Source organism: Pseudomonas salmasensis (genome assembly GCF_014268375.2).
Classification (GTDB): Bacteria; Pseudomonadota; Gammaproteobacteria; order Pseudomonadales; family Pseudomonadaceae; genus Aquipseudomonas; species Aquipseudomonas salmasensis.
In genome coordinates this window covers 6016406-6035967 of record NZ_CP077083.1, presented here as the reverse complement: position 1 = coordinate 6035967, position 19562 = coordinate 6016406, and the positions used below count along the sequence as shown (strand labels likewise).

General features: G+C 59.5%; 14 protein-coding genes, 1 tRNA gene and 1 pseudogene. 13 read left to right on the top strand and 3 right to left on the bottom strand.

The genetic code is table 11. From position 1 onward, the window contains the following. Window positions 1-228: 228 nt before the first annotated feature. From mgtA to HU731_RS27245, 5 genes are all read left to right on the top strand, one after another. Window positions 229-2934, top strand: a complete 2706-nt coding sequence (gene mgtA, locus HU731_RS27265; RefSeq protein WP_186606210.1) for a magnesium-translocating P-type ATPase — start codon at window positions 229-231, stop codon at window positions 2932-2934. A 193-nt stretch (window positions 2935-3127) separates the two neighbouring features. Next, on the top strand, window positions 3128-3844 hold the full coding sequence (locus HU731_RS27260) for an MgtC/SapB family protein (RefSeq protein ID WP_019821435.1): 717 nt from the start codon (window positions 3128-3130) through the stop codon (window positions 3842-3844). A gap of 288 nt (window positions 3845-4132) precedes the next feature. Next, window positions 4133-4759 carry a response regulator transcription factor gene (locus HU731_RS27255; protein ID WP_186606211.1) on the top strand — a complete coding sequence of 209 codons (627 nt, stop codon included), beginning with the start codon at window positions 4133-4135 and terminating at the stop codon, window positions 4757-4759. A gap of 6 nt (window positions 4760-4765) precedes the next feature. Beyond that, window positions 4766-8380 (top strand): transporter substrate-binding domain-containing protein, encoded by a 3615-nt coding sequence (locus tag HU731_RS27250; protein WP_186606212.1) that lies wholly within the window; start codon window positions 4766-4768, stop codon window positions 8378-8380. A 133-nt stretch (window positions 8381-8513) separates the two neighbouring features. Beyond that, complete coding sequence (locus HU731_RS27245; RefSeq protein WP_186606349.1) at window positions 8514-8936, top strand: ANTAR domain-containing protein; 423 nt, start codon at window positions 8514-8516, stop codon at window positions 8934-8936. A gap of 57 nt (window positions 8937-8993) precedes the next feature. On the opposite strand, the gene HU731_RS27240 is transcribed toward HU731_RS27245, so the two are convergent. Beyond that, entirely contained in the window at window positions 8994-10073 is a 1080-nt protein-coding gene (locus HU731_RS27240; RefSeq protein WP_186606213.1) for a 3-deoxy-7-phosphoheptulonate synthase, read from the bottom strand. Window positions 10074-11267: 1194 nt separating this feature from the next. Between HU731_RS27240 and HU731_RS27235 the strand changes: the two genes are divergently transcribed. Together HU731_RS27235 and HU731_RS27230 are read left to right on the top strand one after the other, a co-directional pair. Next, window positions 11268-12017 (top strand): carbon-nitrogen hydrolase family protein, encoded by a 750-nt coding sequence (locus tag HU731_RS27235; RefSeq protein WP_186606214.1) that lies wholly within the window; start codon window positions 11268-11270, stop codon window positions 12015-12017. Further along, a complete protein-coding gene (locus tag HU731_RS27230) occupies window positions 12018-12464 on the top strand; it encodes a GNAT family N-acetyltransferase (protein WP_186606215.1) in 447 nt (148 codons plus the stop codon). It begins immediately after the preceding gene. Between the two features lie 35 nt (window positions 12465-12499). On the opposite strand, the gene HU731_RS27225 is transcribed toward HU731_RS27230, so the two are convergent. Then, complete coding sequence (locus tag HU731_RS27225; protein WP_186606216.1) at window positions 12500-12739, bottom strand: BcepMu_gp16 family phage-derived protein; 240 nt, start codon at window positions 12737-12739, stop codon at window positions 12500-12502. An 82-nt stretch (window positions 12740-12821) separates the two neighbouring features. Here HU731_RS27225 and HU731_RS27220 point away from each other — a divergent pair, with 82 nt between their 5' ends. The 6 genes from HU731_RS27220 to HU731_RS27195 all read left to right on the top strand — a co-directional run bounded on the left by HU731_RS27220 (window position 12822) and on the right by HU731_RS27195 (window position 18490). Next, window positions 12822-13187, top strand: a complete 366-nt coding sequence (locus HU731_RS27220) for a helix-turn-helix domain-containing protein (RefSeq protein ID WP_186606217.1) — start codon at window positions 12822-12824, stop codon at window positions 13185-13187. Between the two features lie 151 nt (window positions 13188-13338). Beyond that, entirely contained in the window at window positions 13339-13980 is a 642-nt protein-coding gene (gene gacA, locus HU731_RS27215; RefSeq protein ID WP_003190387.1) for a response regulator transcription factor GacA, read from the top strand. 1 nt (window position 13981) lies between these two features. Then, window positions 13982-15805, top strand: a complete 1824-nt coding sequence (gene uvrC / locus HU731_RS27210) for an excinuclease ABC subunit UvrC (RefSeq protein ID WP_186606218.1) — start codon at window positions 13982-13984, stop codon at window positions 15803-15805. Window positions 15806-15837: 32 nt separating this feature from the next. Beyond that, window positions 15838-16398, top strand: a complete 561-nt coding sequence (gene pgsA / locus HU731_RS27205) for a CDP-diacylglycerol--glycerol-3-phosphate 3-phosphatidyltransferase (RefSeq protein ID WP_186606219.1) — start codon at window positions 15838-15840, stop codon at window positions 16396-16398. A 60-nt stretch (window positions 16399-16458) separates the two neighbouring features. Then, window positions 16459-16534: transfer RNA gene (locus tag HU731_RS27200), tRNA-Gly, on the top strand. 222 nt (window positions 16535-16756) lie between these two features. Next, window positions 16757-18490: a tyrosine-type recombinase/integrase gene (locus tag HU731_RS27195; protein ID WP_003232769.1), complete on the top strand. Its 1734-nt coding sequence runs from the start codon at window positions 16757-16759 to the stop codon at window positions 18488-18490. A 68-nt stretch (window positions 18491-18558) separates the two neighbouring features. Here HU731_RS27195 and tnpC read toward each other — a convergent pair. Beyond that, window positions 18559-19518: pseudogene (gene tnpC / locus HU731_RS27190) on the bottom strand (IS66 family transposase); the annotation flags it as partial. Window positions 19519-19562: the final 44 nt, after the last annotated feature.

The window sequence follows — 19562 nt, the reverse complement described above, 5'->3', positions numbered from 1 at the left end:
CGTTGTCTCGCCTCACAAAGCGAGAAGCGGCATCCCGGCGGTGGCCAATCCTGGCACCTGCCTGATTCCCTCTCATCGACGCTGACCAGCACCTGGGTAACGCCTGGATGCTACGGACGCGCCTGCCTGTTACGGCAGGCGGGCCAGGTTCGGCTGTGCCTGTGTGACGGGCGCGGTGTGGACGGGCAGTACCTGCACGACGGTTTTTCCTCGCGCAGGAGTTACACCATGAACCTCACGTTGCTCAAAGAGTTCTTCGCCGGTTTCCTGCGGACCCGGCATATCGCCCGGCATTTTCGCCGCCTGGCGATGCTGGAGACCGTGACCGACGCCAGCGTCAGCCGCGAAGTACCGCCTAGCCTGGCGCAGACGCTGGTGGCTGCTGCCAACCGCAGCACCGTGCAATTGCTGGGTGTACTGGGCAGCCACGCCGAGGGCCTGAACACCCAGGAGGCCGATGCCCTGCGCGTGCAATACGGCCTCAATGAAGTCGAGCACGAGCAGCCGCTGCCGTGGTGGGTGCACCTGTGGCATTGCTACAAGAACCCTTTCAACCTGCTGCTGACCCTGTTGGCGGTGATCTCCTGGCTGACTGAAGACATGAAGGCCGCCACGGTGATTTTCTCCATGGTGGTGCTCTCGACCCTGTTGCGCTTCTGGCAGGAGGCCAAGTCGAACAAGGCCGCCGATGCCTTGAAGGCCATGGTGAGCAATACCGCGACGGTGCTGCGCCGCGATGCTGCCAAACGCATTGAATTGCCGATCAAGCAACTGGTGCCAGGCGACCTGATTGTGTTGTCGGCCGGCGACATGATCCCCGCGGACTGCCGCGTGCTGAGCGCCAAGGACTTGTTCGTCAGCCAGGCGGCGATGACCGGTGAATCCATGCCGGTGGAGAAGTTCGCTCATCAGCAGGACGCCCATACGCGCAACCCGCTGGAGCTGGAGAATATTCTGTTCATGGGCACCAACGTGGTGTCCGGCGCCGCCACGGCGGTGGTCCTGGCCACCGGCAACAGCACGTATTTTGGTGCCTTGGCGCAACGCGTCACGGCGACGGACCGTGCGACCACCTCGTTCCAGCAGGGGGTCAACAAGGTCAGCTGGTTGCTGATTCGCTTTATGTTCGTGATGGCGCCGCTGGTGCTGTTCATCAACGGGTTCACCAAGGGCGACTGGACCGAAGCGTTGCTGTTCGCGCTGTCGATTGCGGTGGGCCTGACCCCGGAAATGCTGCCCATGATCGTCACCTCGACCCTGGCCAAGGGCGCGGTGTTTCTGTCGCGCAAGAAGGTGATCGTCAAGCGCCTGGACGCGATCCAGAACTTCGGCGCCATGGACGTGCTGTGCACCGACAAGACCGGCACGCTCACCCAGGACAAGATTTTCCTGGCCCGGCATGTGGATGTGTGGGGCCAGGAGTCGGACGACGTGCTGGAAATGGCCTACCTCAACAGCTACTACCAGACCGGCTTGAAGAACCTGTTGGATGTGGCGGTGCTTGAGCACGTGGACATCCATCGCGAGCTGAAAGTCGGTACCGCGTTCCACAAGGTCGACGAGATCCCCTTCGACTTCAACCGCCGCCGCATGTCGGTGGTGGTGGCCGAGCAGCACCAACCGCACCTGTTGATCTGCAAAGGAGCGGTGGAGGAGATTTTGTCGGTGTGCAACCGCGTGCGCCATGGCGACGTCGATGAAGCGCTGACCGACGAACTGCTGGCGCGCATTCGCCAGGTGACCGCGGCCTTTAACGAAGAAGGGCTGCGGGTGGTAGCGGTAGCGGCGCAGCCGATGCCGGCGGGGCGTGACACCTACACCCTGGCCGATGAAAACAACCTGACGCTGATCGGCTACGTGGCGTTTCTCGACCCGCCCAAGGAAAGCACCGCACCGGCTCTCAAGGCCCTGAAGGCCCACGGCGTGGCGGTCAAAGTACTGACCGGCGACAACGAACTGGTCACAGCGAAGATCTGCCGCGAAGTGGGCCTGGAGCAACAAGGCTTGCTGATGGGCAACGACATCGAAGCCATGAGCGACGCCGAGCTGGCCCTGGCCGTGGAAACTACCAACGTGTTTGCCAAACTCACCCCCAGCCACAAGGAACGCATCGTGCGTTTGCTCAAGGCCAACGGGCATGTGGTGGGCTTTATGGGCGATGGCATCAACGACGCTCCGGCGTTGCGCACGGCGGATATCGGTATTTCGGTGGACAGCGCGGTGGACATCGCCAAGGAAGCGGCCGACATCATCCTGTTGGAGAAGAGCCTGATGATCCTGGAGGAGGGCGTGCTGGAAGGCCGGCGCACCTTCGCCAACATGCTCAAGTACATCAAGATGACCGCCAGTTCCAACTTCGGCAACGTGTTCTCGGTGTTGGTGGCCAGTGCCTTTATCCCGTTTTTGCCGATGCTGCCGATGCACCTGCTGGTGCAAAACCTGCTGTATGACATCTCGCAGATCGCGATCCCGTTCGACAACGTCGATGACGAGATGCTTGCTACGCCGCAACGCTGGCAGCCGGGGGAAGTGGGGCGCTTCATGCTGTTTTTCGGGCCGATCAGTTCGATCTTCGACATCACCACGTTCGCACTCATGTGGTATGTGTTTGATGCCAACACGCCAGACCACCAGACGCTGTTCCAATCCGGCTGGTTCGTGGTGGGGCTGCTGACCCAGACCCTGATCGTGCACATGATCCGCACCCCGAAAATCCCGTTCCTGCAAAGCCGTGCAGCGCTGCCGTTGATGCTGATGACCGGCGTGATCATGGCCGTGGGGATTTTCCTGCCGATGGGGCCACTGGCGCATTACTTCAAATTGCAGGCGTTGCCGTCTCTGTACTTTGTGTTCCTGCCAGTGATTTTGCTGGCGTACATGGCGCTGACCCAAGCGGTGAAGGGCTACTACATTCGCAGGTTTGGCTGGCAGTAGTGAGTGCCATGCAACACCGCAAACCCTGTGGGAGCCAGGCTTACTGTGTAGGAGCGAGCTTGCTCGCGAAGAACTTGCAGACGCCGCGTTCATTCAGCAAGCACGCGTCATCGTTGACGTTTTCGCGAGCAAGCTCGCCCCTACAGGGGCCGGCATTGTTTCAATGTGCATCTGCATTCATGGAGATTTTTTTATGCAGGCAATCAACAACATCAACCTCAATTCCCTGGTCGACACCGTGGTCAGCCTCAGCGCGGCATTTATCCTCGGCGGCTTGATTGGTTTCGAACGTCAGTACCGCCAGCGCACCGCCGGCTTACGTACCAATGTGCTGGTGGCGGTGGGCGCGGCGATCTTTGTCGACATGGCCAACCGCCTGGGCGGCGCGGAGGGCGCGGTGCGCGTGGTCGCTTACGTGGTGTCGGGTATCGGCTTCCTGGGGGCCGGTGTGATCATGCGCGAGGAGGGCAATGTGCGCGGGCTCAACACGGCCGCCACCCTCTGGGCTTCGGCGGCGGTGGGCGCCTGCGCTGGCGCCGACCTGATCCTGGAGGCCTTGCTGGGTACGCTGTTTGTGCTGGCGGCCAACACCTTGCTGCGGCCGATCGTCAATAACATCAACCGCCAACCCTTGGACGTGGTGTCGGCAGAGGTCACTAACATTCTTTACGTGATTGCGCGCCGCAGTCAGCAGCAGGCGGTGATGGCGTTGCTCGAAGCCGAGCTGGCACGTTGCAACTACCCGGCCAGCGATGTCGATGTGCGGCCGTTCGGCAGCGACGAGGTGGAGATCGAGGCCATCCTGGCCGCCACGTCGGTGGATGGCGACGAACTGGATGCCCTGGTAGCGCGCCTCTCAACATCAACCTTGGTGGTACAGGCTTTCTGGAGCCCGAGTACCACCGACTGACCCCTATGGACTAGCCAGGGTTGGCTAAGCTTACTTGTGGAAAAATCCTACATCCACTCCGGATTATCCCTTCAGTTGAAACATCACTGCGTTGCTAAGGTTGGGCACTTGCGGCTGTTGGGTCGTTGAGGTCCGGCGTCCGTAGTTATGCTGAGTTAAGTGAAGGGGCCAGACACCGCCTGGTTACCGTTCTGAAAGGGCAGCGCCGCTTGTCGGAACTGTCAATTCTCACAGGTATCCAGGTCCGGTGTGATGTGTAAGGGTATTTTGTCCACATAGGGAAGTTGTATGAGCAAAGCATTAATTGTGGATGACCATCCGTTTATCCGAGCGACGGTCAAACACCTCCTGCAGTTGGAGGGTTTTGTTGAGATTTTTCAGGCAGGGGATGGCGCAGATGCGATGCAGTTGGCCCGGGAGCAACGTCCCGAGCTGATTATCCTCGACCTGGCGATGCCCAAATTGGGTGGGTTGGAGGTCATCAGCCGGATCAAGGCGTTGGGCTTGCCATGCAAGATTCTGGTGCTGACTTCCTACCTCGCGGTGTTTTTTTCCACCCGCTGCATGCGCGCCGGCGCCATGGGGTTCGTCGCCAAGACCGGCGAACTGGATGAGCTGCAAAAGGCTATCAAGGCGATCATGTCGGGCTACAGCTGCTTCCCCAGTTTGCCGACCAGTTCGGTGCGGCGCGACGATTTGCAAGAAACGGAACGGCAGATGATCGAATGTTTGTCTGACCGCGAACTCACCGTACTGCAGATGCTCGCCCTGGGGTTGGGCAACAAGGAAATCGCTGAGCAAATGCTGCTGAGCCACAAAACGATCAGTACCTACAAGACTCGACTCAAGGAGAAGTTGCGTATGTCCTCGGTAGTGCACTTATCCAAGTTTGCCCAGCGCAACCAGCTGATCTGAACTGAAATGATCGCCACCGCGTTGATGAGGTTCGCCACGATCCTTTGGATGAGCCTGTTACCCCTTATCGCGGTGGCCCTTGAAGAGCCTCACGTTTTGCGGCTGTTGGGGCACTCTCATATCGAAACCCCACAAGTGGCGCTGGACGAAGCCGATTGGCGTTGGCTGCGTGAGCGGCGCTCATTGCTGATGGGCATTTCGGCGCCCGATTACGCACCTTTTGACTTGACCAATAACAACGACGAACTGGAAGGTATTACCGCCGATTTTGCCGCGCTGGTCGGCCAGGCCTTGCATATCTCCATCGAAGTTCGGCGTTACGACACCCGAGATGAAGTGATCGAGGCCCTGAAGCAGGGGGCGGTGGATTTCCTGGGTTCGGCCAATGGTTATGAAGCGGCCGACCCGCAACTGCTTCTATCTCGCTCTTATGCCAACGATCAACCGACCCTGGTGACTCGCAGCGGTGACAGCCAGGTATTGAATGACGACCTGGCCGGCAAGCGCGTGGCGATGCTGTATCACTATATGCAGCCCGACGCCGTACGGGCGTTTTACCCCAAGGCCCAGCTGGAACTGTTTGCCTCGACGTTCGAAGCCATTGGTGCCGTGGCGTTTGGTCGTGCCGACGTTTACCTGGGGGATGCCATCAGCAGCAATTACCTGATCAATCGCAACCACCTCAACAATGTGCGCATGGCGGATTTTTCCGGCCTGGAAGTCAACCCGTTTGCGTTTGCCGTGACCCATGAAAATACGCGTTTACTGCCCATCCTCAATACCGCGCTGGAGGCGATCCCCGCCAGCGAACAGATGGAAATCCTGCGCCGCTGGAGCGGGGGTAACCTGGGCATAATCGGCGTTGACCGGCTGCACTTGAGCGCCAGTGAACAACGCTGGGTGCAGAAAAACCCACGGGTTAGCGTCGCGGTGCTCAATGACTTCCTACCGTTATCTTTTATTGGTGATCAAGGGCAATTCGAAGGGTTGAGTGCCGAAGTGTTATCGCGCATCAGCTTGCGCACCGGCTTGAAGTTCGATGTGGTGCCGGGCAGTTCGTTGCCGCGCCAGGTCAATATCGTCAGTGCGGGCACGGCGGACATGCTGGCGGTTATCACCCCCAGTGTGGAGCGGGCCGAAAAAGTGCGCTTTACCCGGCCCTACCTGACCAATCCCTTTGTGCTGGTAACCCGTGACGGACCGCATAGCCCGCTCACGCTGGAGGACATGGTCGGTAAACGCCTGGCCATGGTGGTTGGCAATGGCTTGCATGAGGACATAGCGCAGAATTTTCCAGGCGTGATGTTTGTCGACGTAGAGAACCCCCAGCAAGCCATGGCGCTGGTGGCTAATGGTGATGCCAACGGCGCGGTCAATTCGTTGATCAGCGCACGCTATCTGATCAACCGGTATTACCGCGACCGCTTGCGGGTCGCCAGTACGGTCGGCACAGAGCCTGCACGCGTGACCTTTGGGGTCAACCGCAGTCAGCTGGAGTTGTATTCGATCCTCGACAAGGCCCTGCTGAGTATCACCCCGCAGGAAATGGACGAGTTGATTGGCCAGTGGCGCAGCGAGGTCATCATCGAGGACAGCTACTGGTTGCGTTATCGCAACGTGATTCTTCAGGGCTTTGGGTTGGCGGCGCTGTTGTTGGCCGTCACGCTGGGCTGGGCCATTTACCTGCGCAGCCTGATTCGTAAGCGCCTGCAGGCCGAGCGGGCGCTGAGCGATCAGATGCGGTTCATGAGCGTATTGATTGACGGCACGCCGCACCCGATTTACGTGCGAGACCGCCAAGGGCGGCTGATGGCCTGCAATAACGCCTACCTCGACGTGTTTGGCTACAAGCTTGAAGACGTGATCGGCAGGACGGTGGTGGAAACCGACGTCGAAAACCCGCCCCAGGCCCAGTCGTTTCATGAGGATTACCTGCGCTTGATGGCGGGGGGCGAGCCGCAGATTCATGATCGAATACTCAAGGTGCCCAATGGCGATGTGCTGACCATTTACCAGTGGATGCTGCCGTACCGCGACGGCGACGACAAGGTGGTGGGCATGATTGCCGGTTGGGTAGATGTAAGCGAGCGGCACCGGTTGCTCGGCCAGCTACAGGAAGCCAAGGACGATGCCGACGCCGCCAATCGCGCCAAGACGACCTTCCTGGCGACCATGAGCCACGAGATCCGCACGCCGATGAACGCTGTGATAGGCATGATCGAGCTGGCGTTGAAAAATGCCGAACAGGGGCGGGTCGACCGCGACGCTCTGGAGGTGGCCTCGGTGGCTTCACGGGGCATGCTGGAGTTGATCGGCGATATTCTCGATATAGCGCGGATCGAGTCCGGGCATTTGTCGCTGACCCTGGAGCCTGCCAACCTGCATGAGTTGTTGGCGTCGGTCGCGCGTGTGTTCGAGGGGCTGGCCCGAGCCAAGGGGCTGGCGCTGCAGGTTGAACTGGACCCGTTGATTGATCAGGCGGTGCTGGTCGACCCACTGCGATTCAAGCAGGTGGTGTCGAACCTTTTGAGCAATGCCATCAAGTTCACGCCCCATGGGCAGGTCAGCCTGGTCGCGCAGGCGGTGGTTGAGGACGATCGCTTGGCGTTGCAGTTATGGGTGCAAGACACTGGCATCGGAATCAGCATCGCCGACCAGCAGCGGTTGTTCAGCGTGTTTATCCAGGGCAGCAATAACCAGCAGTCGGCACGCAGCGGGTCTGGGCTGGGGTTGGTGATCAGCCGCAGCTTGTGCGAAATGATGGGCGGCCAATTGCACCTGAGCAGCGTGTTGGGGCACGGCACTCGGGTGGACGTGACCTTGGCACTGGCCATGAGCGCCACGCTGCCGGCCGCGGTTGAGCCTGTGCAAGACGCGGCGCCTGAGGGCCGCGCGTTGAACATTCTGGTAGTGGACGACTACCCGGCCAATCGCTTGCTGCTGGCTCGACAGTTGAGCTTTCTGGGCCACCATATCGTCACGGCCGAAGACGGTGTTCAAGGGCTTGAACAGTGGAGAACGGGGCAGTTCGACGGCGTCATTACCGATTGCAACATGCCGTTCAAGAACGGCTATCAGCTGGCGCAGGACATTCGCGCGCAAGAGCGTGAACAGGGTCTGGAACCCTGCCTGTTGCTGGGGTTCACCGCCAACGCCCAGCCGGAGGAAGCCGAGCGCTGCCGGCAGGCGGGCATGGATGGCTGCCTGTTCAAGCCAACCGGGCTTGACGACTTGCGGTCGGCGCTGGCCTCGCGTGTGGCCGACGCGGGCCCGCAGCCCGTGGCGACATTCGACTTGAGCACATTGGTCGCGCTGACCGGCGATGATCACGCTGCGCTTGTCGAATTGCTGGCGCCGTTGCTCGAAAGCCTGGAGGCGGACCGTGCCTTGCTGCCACGCCTGGCAAGCCAGGCAGACTTCGCCAAGCTGCACGACCTGGCTCACCGTGCCAAGGGCGGTGCGCGGATGGTCAAGGCCAGCTCATTGATCGATAGGTGTGAAGCATTGGAAGTGGCGTGTGAACAGCGCGACCGTCAGGCCTTGGGGCCAGCGGTTGAGGGCGTGGGTGAAGCGATCGATGTTTTGCATCACGGCTTGAGCGCTTATTGCAATCAGCCCTGACTGTGGTTGATCGCCATTCGCGGAATTTGGGAAAACTCTTACGCGAACCGGGAACATGCCTGATTTTGTCGTCGGCGTATGTCTGGAAAATGGGCAGCGCTCACTGCCGAGCACTGCCTGCCAGGGGTTTGCCATGCCGAACAAAGCACTGACCATCCTGATTGCCGATGAACAGCATCTGCAACGCCTGTACATCGAGAAAATGCTCAACCGGTTGGGTTATTACCGGATCGTGCCGGTGCAGACATTCGAAGAGGTGCGAATTCTTACCGCCATTCCTGCCGAGCCCTTCGATGTGCTGATAATCAATGCAGGGTTGATGGCCCAAGCCCACGAACCTCAGCCCCAGGTGCGTCATGTGCTGGTATACGAGCACTTGGATCTGGGCGCTCCTTGCGGTGTAACGCCGGCCGTGCGGGTGCGCCTGCCGGGCGTGCCGGACCACGTCAACCTCGAACACTTCATGGACATTGTCGACCCCTGCGAGACTGCCCACGGCCTGCGGGTGTTGCCGTGGCTGCGGGAGTTGTCTCGCATGCCGGTGGCCCGGGCCTAACCTCACTGGACCTGTGGCGAGGGAGCAAGCTCCCTCCCAGATGTTGATTTTCACCGATCAGTCGGCTTTGCCGTGCTCCCGCAGCCGCTCGGCGGCGCTGCGTAACAACTGCTCGGTCCCGTCCCAACCCAGGCAGCCATCGGTGACCGACACGCCGTATTTCATCGACGCGCTTAGCGGCTGGCAGCCTTCGAACAGGTGACTCTCAAGCATCATGCCGACCAGCGAGGTATCACCTTGCAAGCGCTGCTCCAGCACGTCATTGAATACCGCCGGTTGGCGCAGCGGGTTCTTGCCGCTGTTGGCATGGCTGCAGTCGACCATGATCCGCGCCGCCACCTTGGACTTGGCCAGGTCATGCTTTACGTCGGCCACGCTTTGCGCATCGTAGTTCGGCCCACGGTGGCCGCCGCGCAGCACCAGGTGGGTGTCGGGGTTGCCGGGCGTCTGGATGATCGCCGGGTGGCCCTGGCTGTCGACGCCGAAATGACGATGCGGGTGCGACGCTGAGCGCATGGCATCGCAGGCAATGGCGACGCCGCCGTCGGTGCCGTTCTTGAAGCCTACGGGCATGCCCAGGCCGCTGGCCATTTCGCGGTGAATCTGCGATTCGGTGGTGCGTGCGCCAATGGCGACCCACGTGAGCAAGTCATCGAAGTAGCCGGCGGCCATGGGTTGCAGCAACTCGGTGGCGACCGGCAGGCCCAGGCGCAGCATTTCACGCATCAATTCACGGGACAGGCTCAGGCCGGCGGCCATGTCATCGCTGCCGTCCAAGTGCGGATCGTAGGCCAGGCCTTTCCAACCCACCGTGGTGCGCGGTTTTTCGACGTAGGCACGGATCACCAGCAGCATCTGGTCGCTGACTTCAAGTGCAAGCTTCTTCAGATTGCGCGCGTATTCCATGGCCGATTCCGGGTCGTGGATCGAGCACGGCCCCACAATCACCAGCAAGCGTGAATCTTCGCCATTGAGGATGGCGCGCACGGCTTGGCGATGGGCGTGGACTTGTTCGTTGAGGAACGGGCTGAGCGGGAGTTGATGCTTGAGCTCAAGGGAGCTGGGCAAACGCTGGGTCAGGGCTTCATTGGCACTGTTGAGGGTAGAGACGGGCAAAGCGGCGACGGAGGAGTTCATATTCAAGGCTTCCTGGGCAAGCGGCGGGCGATTCCCGCACGCTTGGCCTACTGGGGTGTTCGACAATTGGCCGTATCGGCTACGTGTGTTGGCTTGCCACCACGGGGTGACCGGTCGGAGGCGGCAGGCTGTCCCGAACGGAGCTGGCTAAATCGCCATGCAGTGCAAGTGTCGTAGCGGTAATAGGTGGTGAAGTTCATGGTGTGATTCCTTTAAGTGATCGTGAGCAAACAAGTTGTTAGGCGCTGAAAAAACAAAACCCCCGGTCGGGGAGCCGACCGGGGGTTTAGATTTCTCTGGTAGGCGACCCCTTGAGTAGTGGGCGCCGATTTCAGGTATCAGGCGCGCCAGTGGCTAAACCAATACCCAAAATAAAAGCCGGCCAGTGCGCTCGAACCGTTCACACGGGTAGCCGACACCGAGCGCAAGGCGCTGGCAGCAGGGCAAACCTGAGTGTGGGTGAGTGGCAACATGGGGCTCTCCAAATGATGGGGGGAGCTTACTAGAGGCGTGCGGGTTGATTCAATCAGTAATTTCTATTGCGTGGCAGTCGTTACCGCTATGGGCAACGCTGGACCTGTGGCGAGGGAGCTTGCTCCCGTGACGGACTGACAGGCGACGCTGATCTAGCTGACGCACCGCGATCCAAATGTGGGAGCTGGCTTGCCTGCGATGGCGGCCTGACAGCCGACACCTATCTATCTGACACCCCGCGATCCTACTGTGGGAGCGGGCTTGCTCGCGAAGGCGGCCCGGCAGTCAACGCAGCTGGACCGGGTACATATCCGTTATTTAGGTAACGGCCACTTAGGGTTCCGCCCTGACGGCGGCTCACTTTCGAAAAGCGCGAAAGTAAGCAAAGCGCTCTTGCCCCACCACTCGGCACCTCGCTTGGGCTCGGTGTGCCCGTAATCCGACAGTGATTTGGGGGGGCGCCGCCACGCGCCATCCATGGCGCGGGGCGGCTAAACCGGCATCCTTGCCGGTTTACCCCCCAAATCCCTGTCGAATTCCGGCCAGCGTGGTTTAACGGGGCGCTCAAGATCAAAAGCAGATCAAGAGCAAGATCAAGAGCGGCTCGCTTCGCATCGTGGTTAGCGTCCACCGTTACAGTGTTGTGTAGATACCTATGCCGCTATGGGGCAAGTGTGGATATGCTGACAGCTCTCAAACAATGATTGCCAGGACGCGACCATGACTGCCTTGACCCTTGCTGCGGCGCAAACCGTTTCCATCCCGGGCGATGTCGCTGCCAATATCCAGCGGCACCTGGCGTTGATGCGGGCCGCGGTTGAACAGGGCGTGCAGTGCCTGCTATTTCCGGAGCTGTCACTGACGGGCTACGAGCCGTTCCTGGCGGCCGACTTGGCCATCGACCCGCAAGACGCCGTGTTGTCGCCCCTGCGTGAGCTCGCGCGGGAGCTGCGGTTGACCGCCGTGGTGGGCATGCCGGTGCGGTTGGCGGCACAAGCAGGCGTGCTGATCGGTGCGCTGGTGCTGGGGGCGGATGGCTCGGTAGGCGTCTACACCAAGCAGCATCTGCACCCCGGCGAAGAGCTGGCATTTGCTGCGGGGCAGGGCGGCGAGGTCCTGGCATTCGGAGATGACCGCATAGCATTGGCGGTGTGCGCGGACTTTTCCCAGGCCAGCCATCCACGTCAAGCGGCGGCAGCGGGCGCCACGGTGTATGCCGCAAGCGTACTGATCAGCGAGGGAGGCTACGCGGCGGACAGTGCTTTGCTTGAAGGCTATGCGGCCGAGCATGGCCTGTTGGTACTGATGGCTAACCACGGGGGGCCGTCCGGAGGCTGGGCCTGTGCCGGTCGCAGTGCAATTTGGACCGCCGATGGCAACTTGCTTGTTGCCGCCCCCGGTGTCGGCGACGCGCTGGTGATCGCCCGTCGCGAGAACGGGCAATGGACCGGCCAAGTGGTAGCTCTCTGAATGAGGTTTCATTTGCGCCGGGCCACTGAGCAAGACCTGCCGTTTGCCCGCACCCTGACCCAGGAGGCCATGAGCCATTACTACTGTCAGAACGGCTTGTTGTGGTCCAACGACGGCTTCGACGTGGCCTGGGCGGGCCGTGAGAACTGGCTGATCTGCAACGATGACGGCGTCATGGGCTTTATCAGCCTGAGCCGCGACGGCAAGGCCCTGTATATCCGCGAGCTGCACCTGCTGGAATGCTGCCGCAAGCAGGGCGCGGGCACATGGGTGCTCGAGCAAATGGTGCTTAAGGCAGGCGTCGAGGGCCTGGGCTTTCTACGTTTGACGGTGTTCAAGACCAACCCGGCAAGAAGGCTGTATCAGCGCCTGGGGTTGAGCATTGTCGGTGAAGAGGATGGCTTCTGGCGGATGGAGCGTGAGTGTCGCGCACTCACATCGGACTAAAACAGGCACGTCCTACAAATAAGCGCATACTGCTGTCAGCTAGTGCTTTGTTCATCGTGGGATTGAACTTCAGGCTCATCCACGATAACGCCCTCTTTCATGCCCAGAAGTACCGCCACTTTATGGGCTTCTCCACGCCGTCCCTTTTTTCGCCCGGCGAGCACTTGATAGGTGGTTGCCGGGTCTACGCCATGCTCCCGGGCGAACGCTTGAACTGACTTTCCTTGATGTTCCAGCCAGGCCTTGGCTTGTGCAGCAGTACGGATTCCGGGCATAGTTCAAAACCGTTCAAGTTTGTTTAACGAAGTAATGGTGTGACACCTCTTGGGGTGTGCCAATTTAGGATCATACATCCAAATGAGTGGAATCGGTTCGCGCTTAAGGCAAGAAAGAGAGCGACTTGGCCTGTCGCAGAAAGTTTTTGGTGAAATTGGAGGCGTTGAGGCGAACGCCCAAGGCAAATATGAAAGCGGTGGTCGTGCACCCAAGGCCGACTATTTGTCTCGTGTCGCCGAAAAAGGTGTGGATATCCTGTACGTGTTGACCGGCAGCCCAACGCCGATCCAGCTGGATAACCTGAGCAAGATCGAAGAAAAAGTGCTGGGCAACTACCGAGCGATGTTCAAGGAAGACCAGGATGCAATCCGTCGCTTGACCAGTACCTTGGCCGAGCATTCATCCGTGGTGAACGGAAAAGCCAAGCCGCCCCCCCAGGAATCCTGACCTTTAACCCAGGAAACAGGGCTGTTCGTCACCCGGCGAACTGCCCCAACGCGTTGAATCTCTATATATATGACACTTGCAACTAGGTCTGCGCCTTGGTTTTTTGCTAAGGTGTTCAGCAACCTATAAGACCATATCGCGAGGTGTCTGCTTGATTAGGGTGCTAGTAGTCGATGACCATGATCTCGTTCGTACAGGCATTACACGAATGCTGGCTGACATCGACGGCCTGCAAGTAGTCGGCCAGGCGGAGTCGGGGGAGGAATCCCTGATCAAGGCCCGGGAGTTGAAGCCCGATGTGGTACTGATGGACGTCAAGATGCCTGGGATTGGCGGTCTTGGTGCCACGACCAAGCTATTGCGCAGCCATCCGGATATCAAGGTCGTGGTGGTCACGGTGTGTGAGGAAGACCCGTTCCCCACCCGTTTGCTGCAAGCCGGTGCCGCCGGTTACCTCACCAAGGGCGCAGGCCTGGCCGAGATGGTGCAGGCCATTCGCCTGGTATTTGCTGGCCAGCGCTACATCAGCCCGCAGATTGCCCAGCAATTGGCGATCAAATCGTTCCAGCCCACCAGCGATTCGCCGTTTGATGCGTTGTCGGAGCGGGAAATCCAGATCGCCCTGATGATCGTCGGTTGCCAGAAGGTGCAGACCATCTCTGACAAGCTGTGCCTGTCGCCCAAGACCGTCAATACCTACCGTTATCGTATCTTCGAGAAGCTTGCTATCAGCAGTGATGTTGAATTGACCCTGCTCGCAGTGCGCCACGGCATGGTGGACGCCAGCGCCTGACATGACCACACCGTTTGATCCCAGTGCCTTTCTCTCCACCTGCAGTGGCCGCCCCGGCGTGTACCGCATGTTCGACAGCGAGGCGCGCCTGCTTTACGTGGGCAAAGCCAAGAACCTGAAGAACCGTCTGGCGAGCTACTTTCGCAAGACCGGCCTTGCGCCGAAAACCGCCGCCCTGGTGGCGCGTATCGCCCAGGTCGAAACCACCATCACCGCCAATGAAACCGAAGCGCTGCTGCTTGAGCAGACGCTGATCAAGGAATGGCGGCCGCCTTACAACATCCTGCTACGTGACGATAAATCCTACCCTTACGTATTTTTATCGGACGGCAACTTTCCGCGCCTGAGCATTCACCGCGGGGCAAAAAAGCAGAAGGGCAAGTACTTCGGGCCTTACCCCAGCGCCGGGGCGATTCGTGAAAGCCTGAGCCTGCTGCAAAAAACCTTTTTTGTGCGCCAGTGCGAAGACAGCTTCTACAAGAATCGCACACGGCCGTGCCTGCAATACCAGATCAAGCGCTGCAAGGCGCCCTGTGTGGGCCTGGTGGAACCTGCGGAGTACGCCGAGGATGTGCGCCATTCGGTGATGTTCCTCGAAGGGCGCAGCAATGCGCTCACTGATGAGCTCTCTGGAGCCATGGAGCAGGCCGCCAGCACCCTGGATTTCGAAAAGGCTGCCGAACTGCGCGACCAGATCTCCCTGCTGCGCCGTGTCCAGGACCAGCAAAGTATGGAAGGCGGCACCGGTGACGTCGACGTGATTGCCGCGTTCGTCAACCCGGGCGGCGCCTGTGTGCACCTGATCAGCGTGCGTGGCGGGCGGGTGCTGGGCAGCAAGAATTTCTTCCCGCAGACCGGTATCGACGAAGACGTGGCAGAAGTCATGGCTGCGTTCCTTGGCCACTATTACGTCAGCAGCCCTGAGCGCGACCTGCCGTCGGAGCTGATCGTCAACGTGGTGCATGAAGACTTTCCCACCTTGATCGAAGCGATCCACGAGCTGCGCGGCCGCGAGCTGGACATCAGCCACCGCGTACGCGGCACCCGTGCCCGCTGGCAGCAACTGGCCGTGACCAACGCCGAACAGGCCCTGGGGGCGCGGCTGGCGAACCGACAGCACGTCGCTGCGCGCTTCGACGCCCTGGCCGAGGTGCTCAACCTGGACGAGCCGCCCCAGCGCCTGGAGTGCTACGACATCAGCCACTCCAGCGGCGAGGCCACAGTGGCCTCGTGCGTGGTATTCGGGCCGGAAGGGCCGATCAAATCCGATTATCGACGCTACAACATCGAAGGCGTTACCGCAGGCGATGACTATGCCGCCATGCACCAGGCACTCACGCGGCGTTTCAGCAAGTTGAAGGACGGGGAGGGCAAGTTGCCCGATATCCTGCTGGTAGATGGCGGCAAGGGCCAGTTGTCCATGGCCCGTGACGTACTCAACGAACTGGCGGTGCCCGACCTGATCCTGCTCGGCGTAGCCAAGGGCACCACGCGCAAGGCCGGTTTTGAAACGTTGTACTTGAATGATGCCGCCCATGAGTTCACTTTGAAGGGCGACTCACCTGCACTGCACCTGATTCAACAGATCCGCGACGAAGCGCACCGTTTCGCTATTACCGGCCACCGCGCCCGGCGTGGCAAAACCCGGCGAACCTCAACCCTGGAAGGGGTTGCGGGGGTCGGCCCGACGCGACGTCGCGACTTGCTTAAACATTTTGGTGGCTTGCAGGAGCTGTCCCGTGCCAGCATTGACGAGATAGCCAAAGCACCCGGTATCAGTAAAAAGCTCGCTGAGCTGATTTATGCAAACCTGCACAGCGAATAGAATGCCTTCTCACCTCGTAGCCAGTTGTGCCGATGAATATCCCTAATCTGATTACCGTTCTACGCGTCCTGCTTATCCCGATTTTCATTCTGTTGTTCTATTTGCCGTATGAATGGAGCTACCTCGCCTCCAGCTCGGTATTCGCCTTCGCAGCCGCCACCGACTGGCTCGACGGCTACCTGGCACGCCGCCTGGAACAGAGCACGCCCTTCGGCGCGTTCCTCGACCCTGTGGCCGACAAACTCATGGTGGCCGTTGCCCTGGTCCTGCTGGTACAGGAACACGGCAACCTGTGGCTGACCCTGCCAGCCGCCGTGATCATCGGCCGCGAGATCGTCGTCTCGGCCCTGCGCGAGTGGATGGCCGAAATCGGCGCCCGCGCCCACGTCGCCGTCTCCAACATGGGCAAATGGAAAACCGCCGCGCAAATGCTCGCGCTGGTCATCCTGCTGGCCAACCCGTCGGACTTCACATTCTGGGTACTCACCGGCTACGCCTTGCTGCTCATCGCCGCCGGCCTGACCCTGTGGTCCATGCTGCAATATCTGCGTGCTGCCTGGCCTCATCTGCGAACCACGGTTGAAAAGAAATAAAACTTTTTTGAATCAAGGGGTTGACGGGTGCTGAGGATTCTATAGAATGCGCATCACCAAGCGGGAATAGCTCAGTTGGTAGAGCACGACCTTGCCAAGGTCGGGGTCGCGAGTTCGAGTCTCGTTTCCCGCTCCAAATATTGATCCACAGATGTCCATAGGGCGCTGAGGATAGCGAAATAGACGCTTCGGCGTCTTTTTTCGTTTCTGCGGAAAACCACTGAAAACCAGGGTAATCCAGTACGTTTAAGTACCTTTTTGAGTACCTTTTCCGGAAAGACTCAAAATCGTATTGTTGCTGGATCCTCTCAGGTCGCCAGACGAGCATCGGGTGCTGACTCTTTAACTGGAGCTCACCATGCCTCTATCAGATATGGCAATTCGGCACGCCCGACCTACAGATAAAACCTACACCCTCGGCGACTTTGACGGTCTGTCCCTCATGGTGCCTGTCAACGGCAAAAAGCGATGGTTGTTCCGTTTTTACTGGGCGGGTCAGCAAGTCAAAATGTCCTTCGGCTGCTACCCCGCAGTCAGCCTGAAACAAGCGCGTGAATATCGCGATGAAGCGCGCAAGTTACTGGCCCAAAACATCAACCCGTGCGAGCACCGTAAGCAACAGCGCCGCGAGGTCGAGGCTGAAGAAAAGCACACCTTCCAAGCGGTCTACAACGACTGGATCAACTTCCGCCGCCTGAGCCTGAAAGAAGGCCGCCAAACCACCCTCTCGCAAATCCTCAGAGTCTTCAAAAAAGACATTCTGCCGACCCTGGCTGAGCGTCCCATCAAAACTATCACCCGCCACGACCTGCTGGCGATCCTCAGCGCCATCGAACAACGCAAAGCCTTCACCATGGCCGAAAAATGCCGAACCTGGTTCAACCAGCTGTTCCGCTATGCCCTGGTAAAAGTTGAAGGCATGGAACTCAATCCCGCCTCAGACCTGGACATCGTCGCGCTGCCCAAGCCACCGGTGGCGAACAACCCCTACCTGCTGATGGAGCAACTGCCCGACCTGCTGAAGGCGATCCGACAATACGGCGGCCACCTTCAAACCAAACTGGGCTTGCGCCTGCTTCTGCTGACGGGTGTTCGCACAGGCGAGTTACGTTACGCCACGCCTGATCAGTTCGACCTGGATAAGCAGCTATGGGTCATCCCGCCGGAAGTCGTCAAACAGCTCCAGCTCAAGATGCGCAAGCGCAATAAACCGGCTGGAGAAATCCCGCCTTATATCGTTCCGCTTTCAGTCCAGGCAATCGAAATCGTCCGCTACCTGCTTGACCAAGTCGTGCCCGCGCAGAAGTTTCTGTTCTCACATCGCAGCAACCTAAAACTGCGGATCAGCGAGAACACACTCAACAATGCCCTGCACCGAATGGGCTACGCCGACCAGCTCACCGGCCACGGCATGCGTGCGACGATTTCCACTGCGCTGCACGAGATCGGGTACCCCAAAAACTGGATTGATGCGCAGCTTTCCCATGCGGATCCGGACCAGGTCAGTGCCACCTACAATCACGCCAGATACATCGAGCAGCGCCGGTCCATGATGCAGGATTGGGCGAATCGCTTGGAACTCTGGGCACAGGGCAAGCATGAGGCTGCGTGTTCGCGGCTGACGATTCGGTTGGAAGGAACGGCCCCGCTACTGACGGTGGAGGGTGGAGCTAGCACTTCGTTGGTCTATGACGTCGTTAGTGCGCCGAAACGGGTTATGGCGTCCTCTGGTGCTGAGGGTGATGCTTCACGTCCTGCAGCGCACGAGAAGGGTGCGGTGGTGACAGATGAGTCGGTGGTTTCGGATATACAGCGTGAGCGTCTTGCAATGCTGGCGGCGTACGAGGCGCCGACTAATTTGACGGTGCCGGATTTTGCGCGGTTGGCGGGGATATCGAGGGAGCAGGTGAGTCGGGAAATCAAGGCGGGGCGGTTGTTAGCTATCAGTCTGGGTAATCGTGGGTTGCGGGTTCCGGATTGGCAGCTGGATTCTGTACGGCTTGCACAGACGCAGGAAGCCTTGGCGATAGGCGGCGCAATAGGATCTTGGGACGTCTTTTGGAAGCTCTCAAATCAGCTAGAGACTCCATGATTTGACATCGATCTGAGTAAGAGGCTGGTGTGTCGTACCTTGGGCCTATCGGCACTCAACTTCAGGCTACCTTTGGGCTGCACCTTCTGTGCTTCAACGAATTTGCGACGAGCATGGGCCCAGCATCCTAAGCGCTCAACTCCAGCTTGGGCGCCCAGTGCGTTGTAACCGGCGTAATCATCGGTCATTACGTAGCCACGATAGCCATCGAGCAGGCGCGTAGGCACCTCCTGCGCTCGGCTGGTGGAGTAGTCAAAAAGGATAACCGGCTTATCAGGTGGGCCGCCGGTTTGCACCCACATCCACGACTGGCTGCTTGCCTCGCGGTCGGGCTCTTTCAACACCTGCACCCGGGTTTCATCGCAGTGGATAACGCGACTGGCCAGCAAACTGTCGCGCATTAAATTCAGCAGCGGCTGAAAGTGCTCGCCGCATTGGATCACCCAGCGAGCCAAGGTCTGGCGCGAGATATCAATACCGTGGCGACCCAGCACTTTTTCAAAACGGTGCAACGGTAAGCCGTCTACATATTTGGTCGTCAGCAGCATCGCCAGAACACTGGGGCTGGCCATGCTCTTTTCAATCAATTGCGCTGGCTTGTCTGCGGTGACCGGTGCGGTCTCGCAGTCGCGGCAACCGTAGATTTTGCGGACATGTTTGATGGCGCGAATTTGCATCGGCACGATTTCAAGCTGCTCGCTAACTTCCTCGCCGATGGCGTGTTTGCGGCAGCCGCAGACGCAAGTCAGTTCATGCTCGGGTAGTTCGTGGATAACCTCGATGCGCGGTAGATCGGCAGGCAGTGGCTTGCGCTTGCCACGGCGTTTGGCGGGGGCGACAACCTCTTCTTCAGCGGTTTCATCGATAGCTTCGAAGACACTTTCCGCTTCATTGAAGAGCGCCAACTGCGGCGTGGCCAGATCGGCTGTTTGCTCGGACTTGCGTCCGAACAAGCGCTGGCTTAGCAGCGCATTTTCTTCTTCCAGATGAACAATGCGGCCCTTGCTTGTTTCGCGCTCAAGTAGCATCTGTATGCGGTAGTTCCGCACGTACGGATCTGTGCGGGGGATGG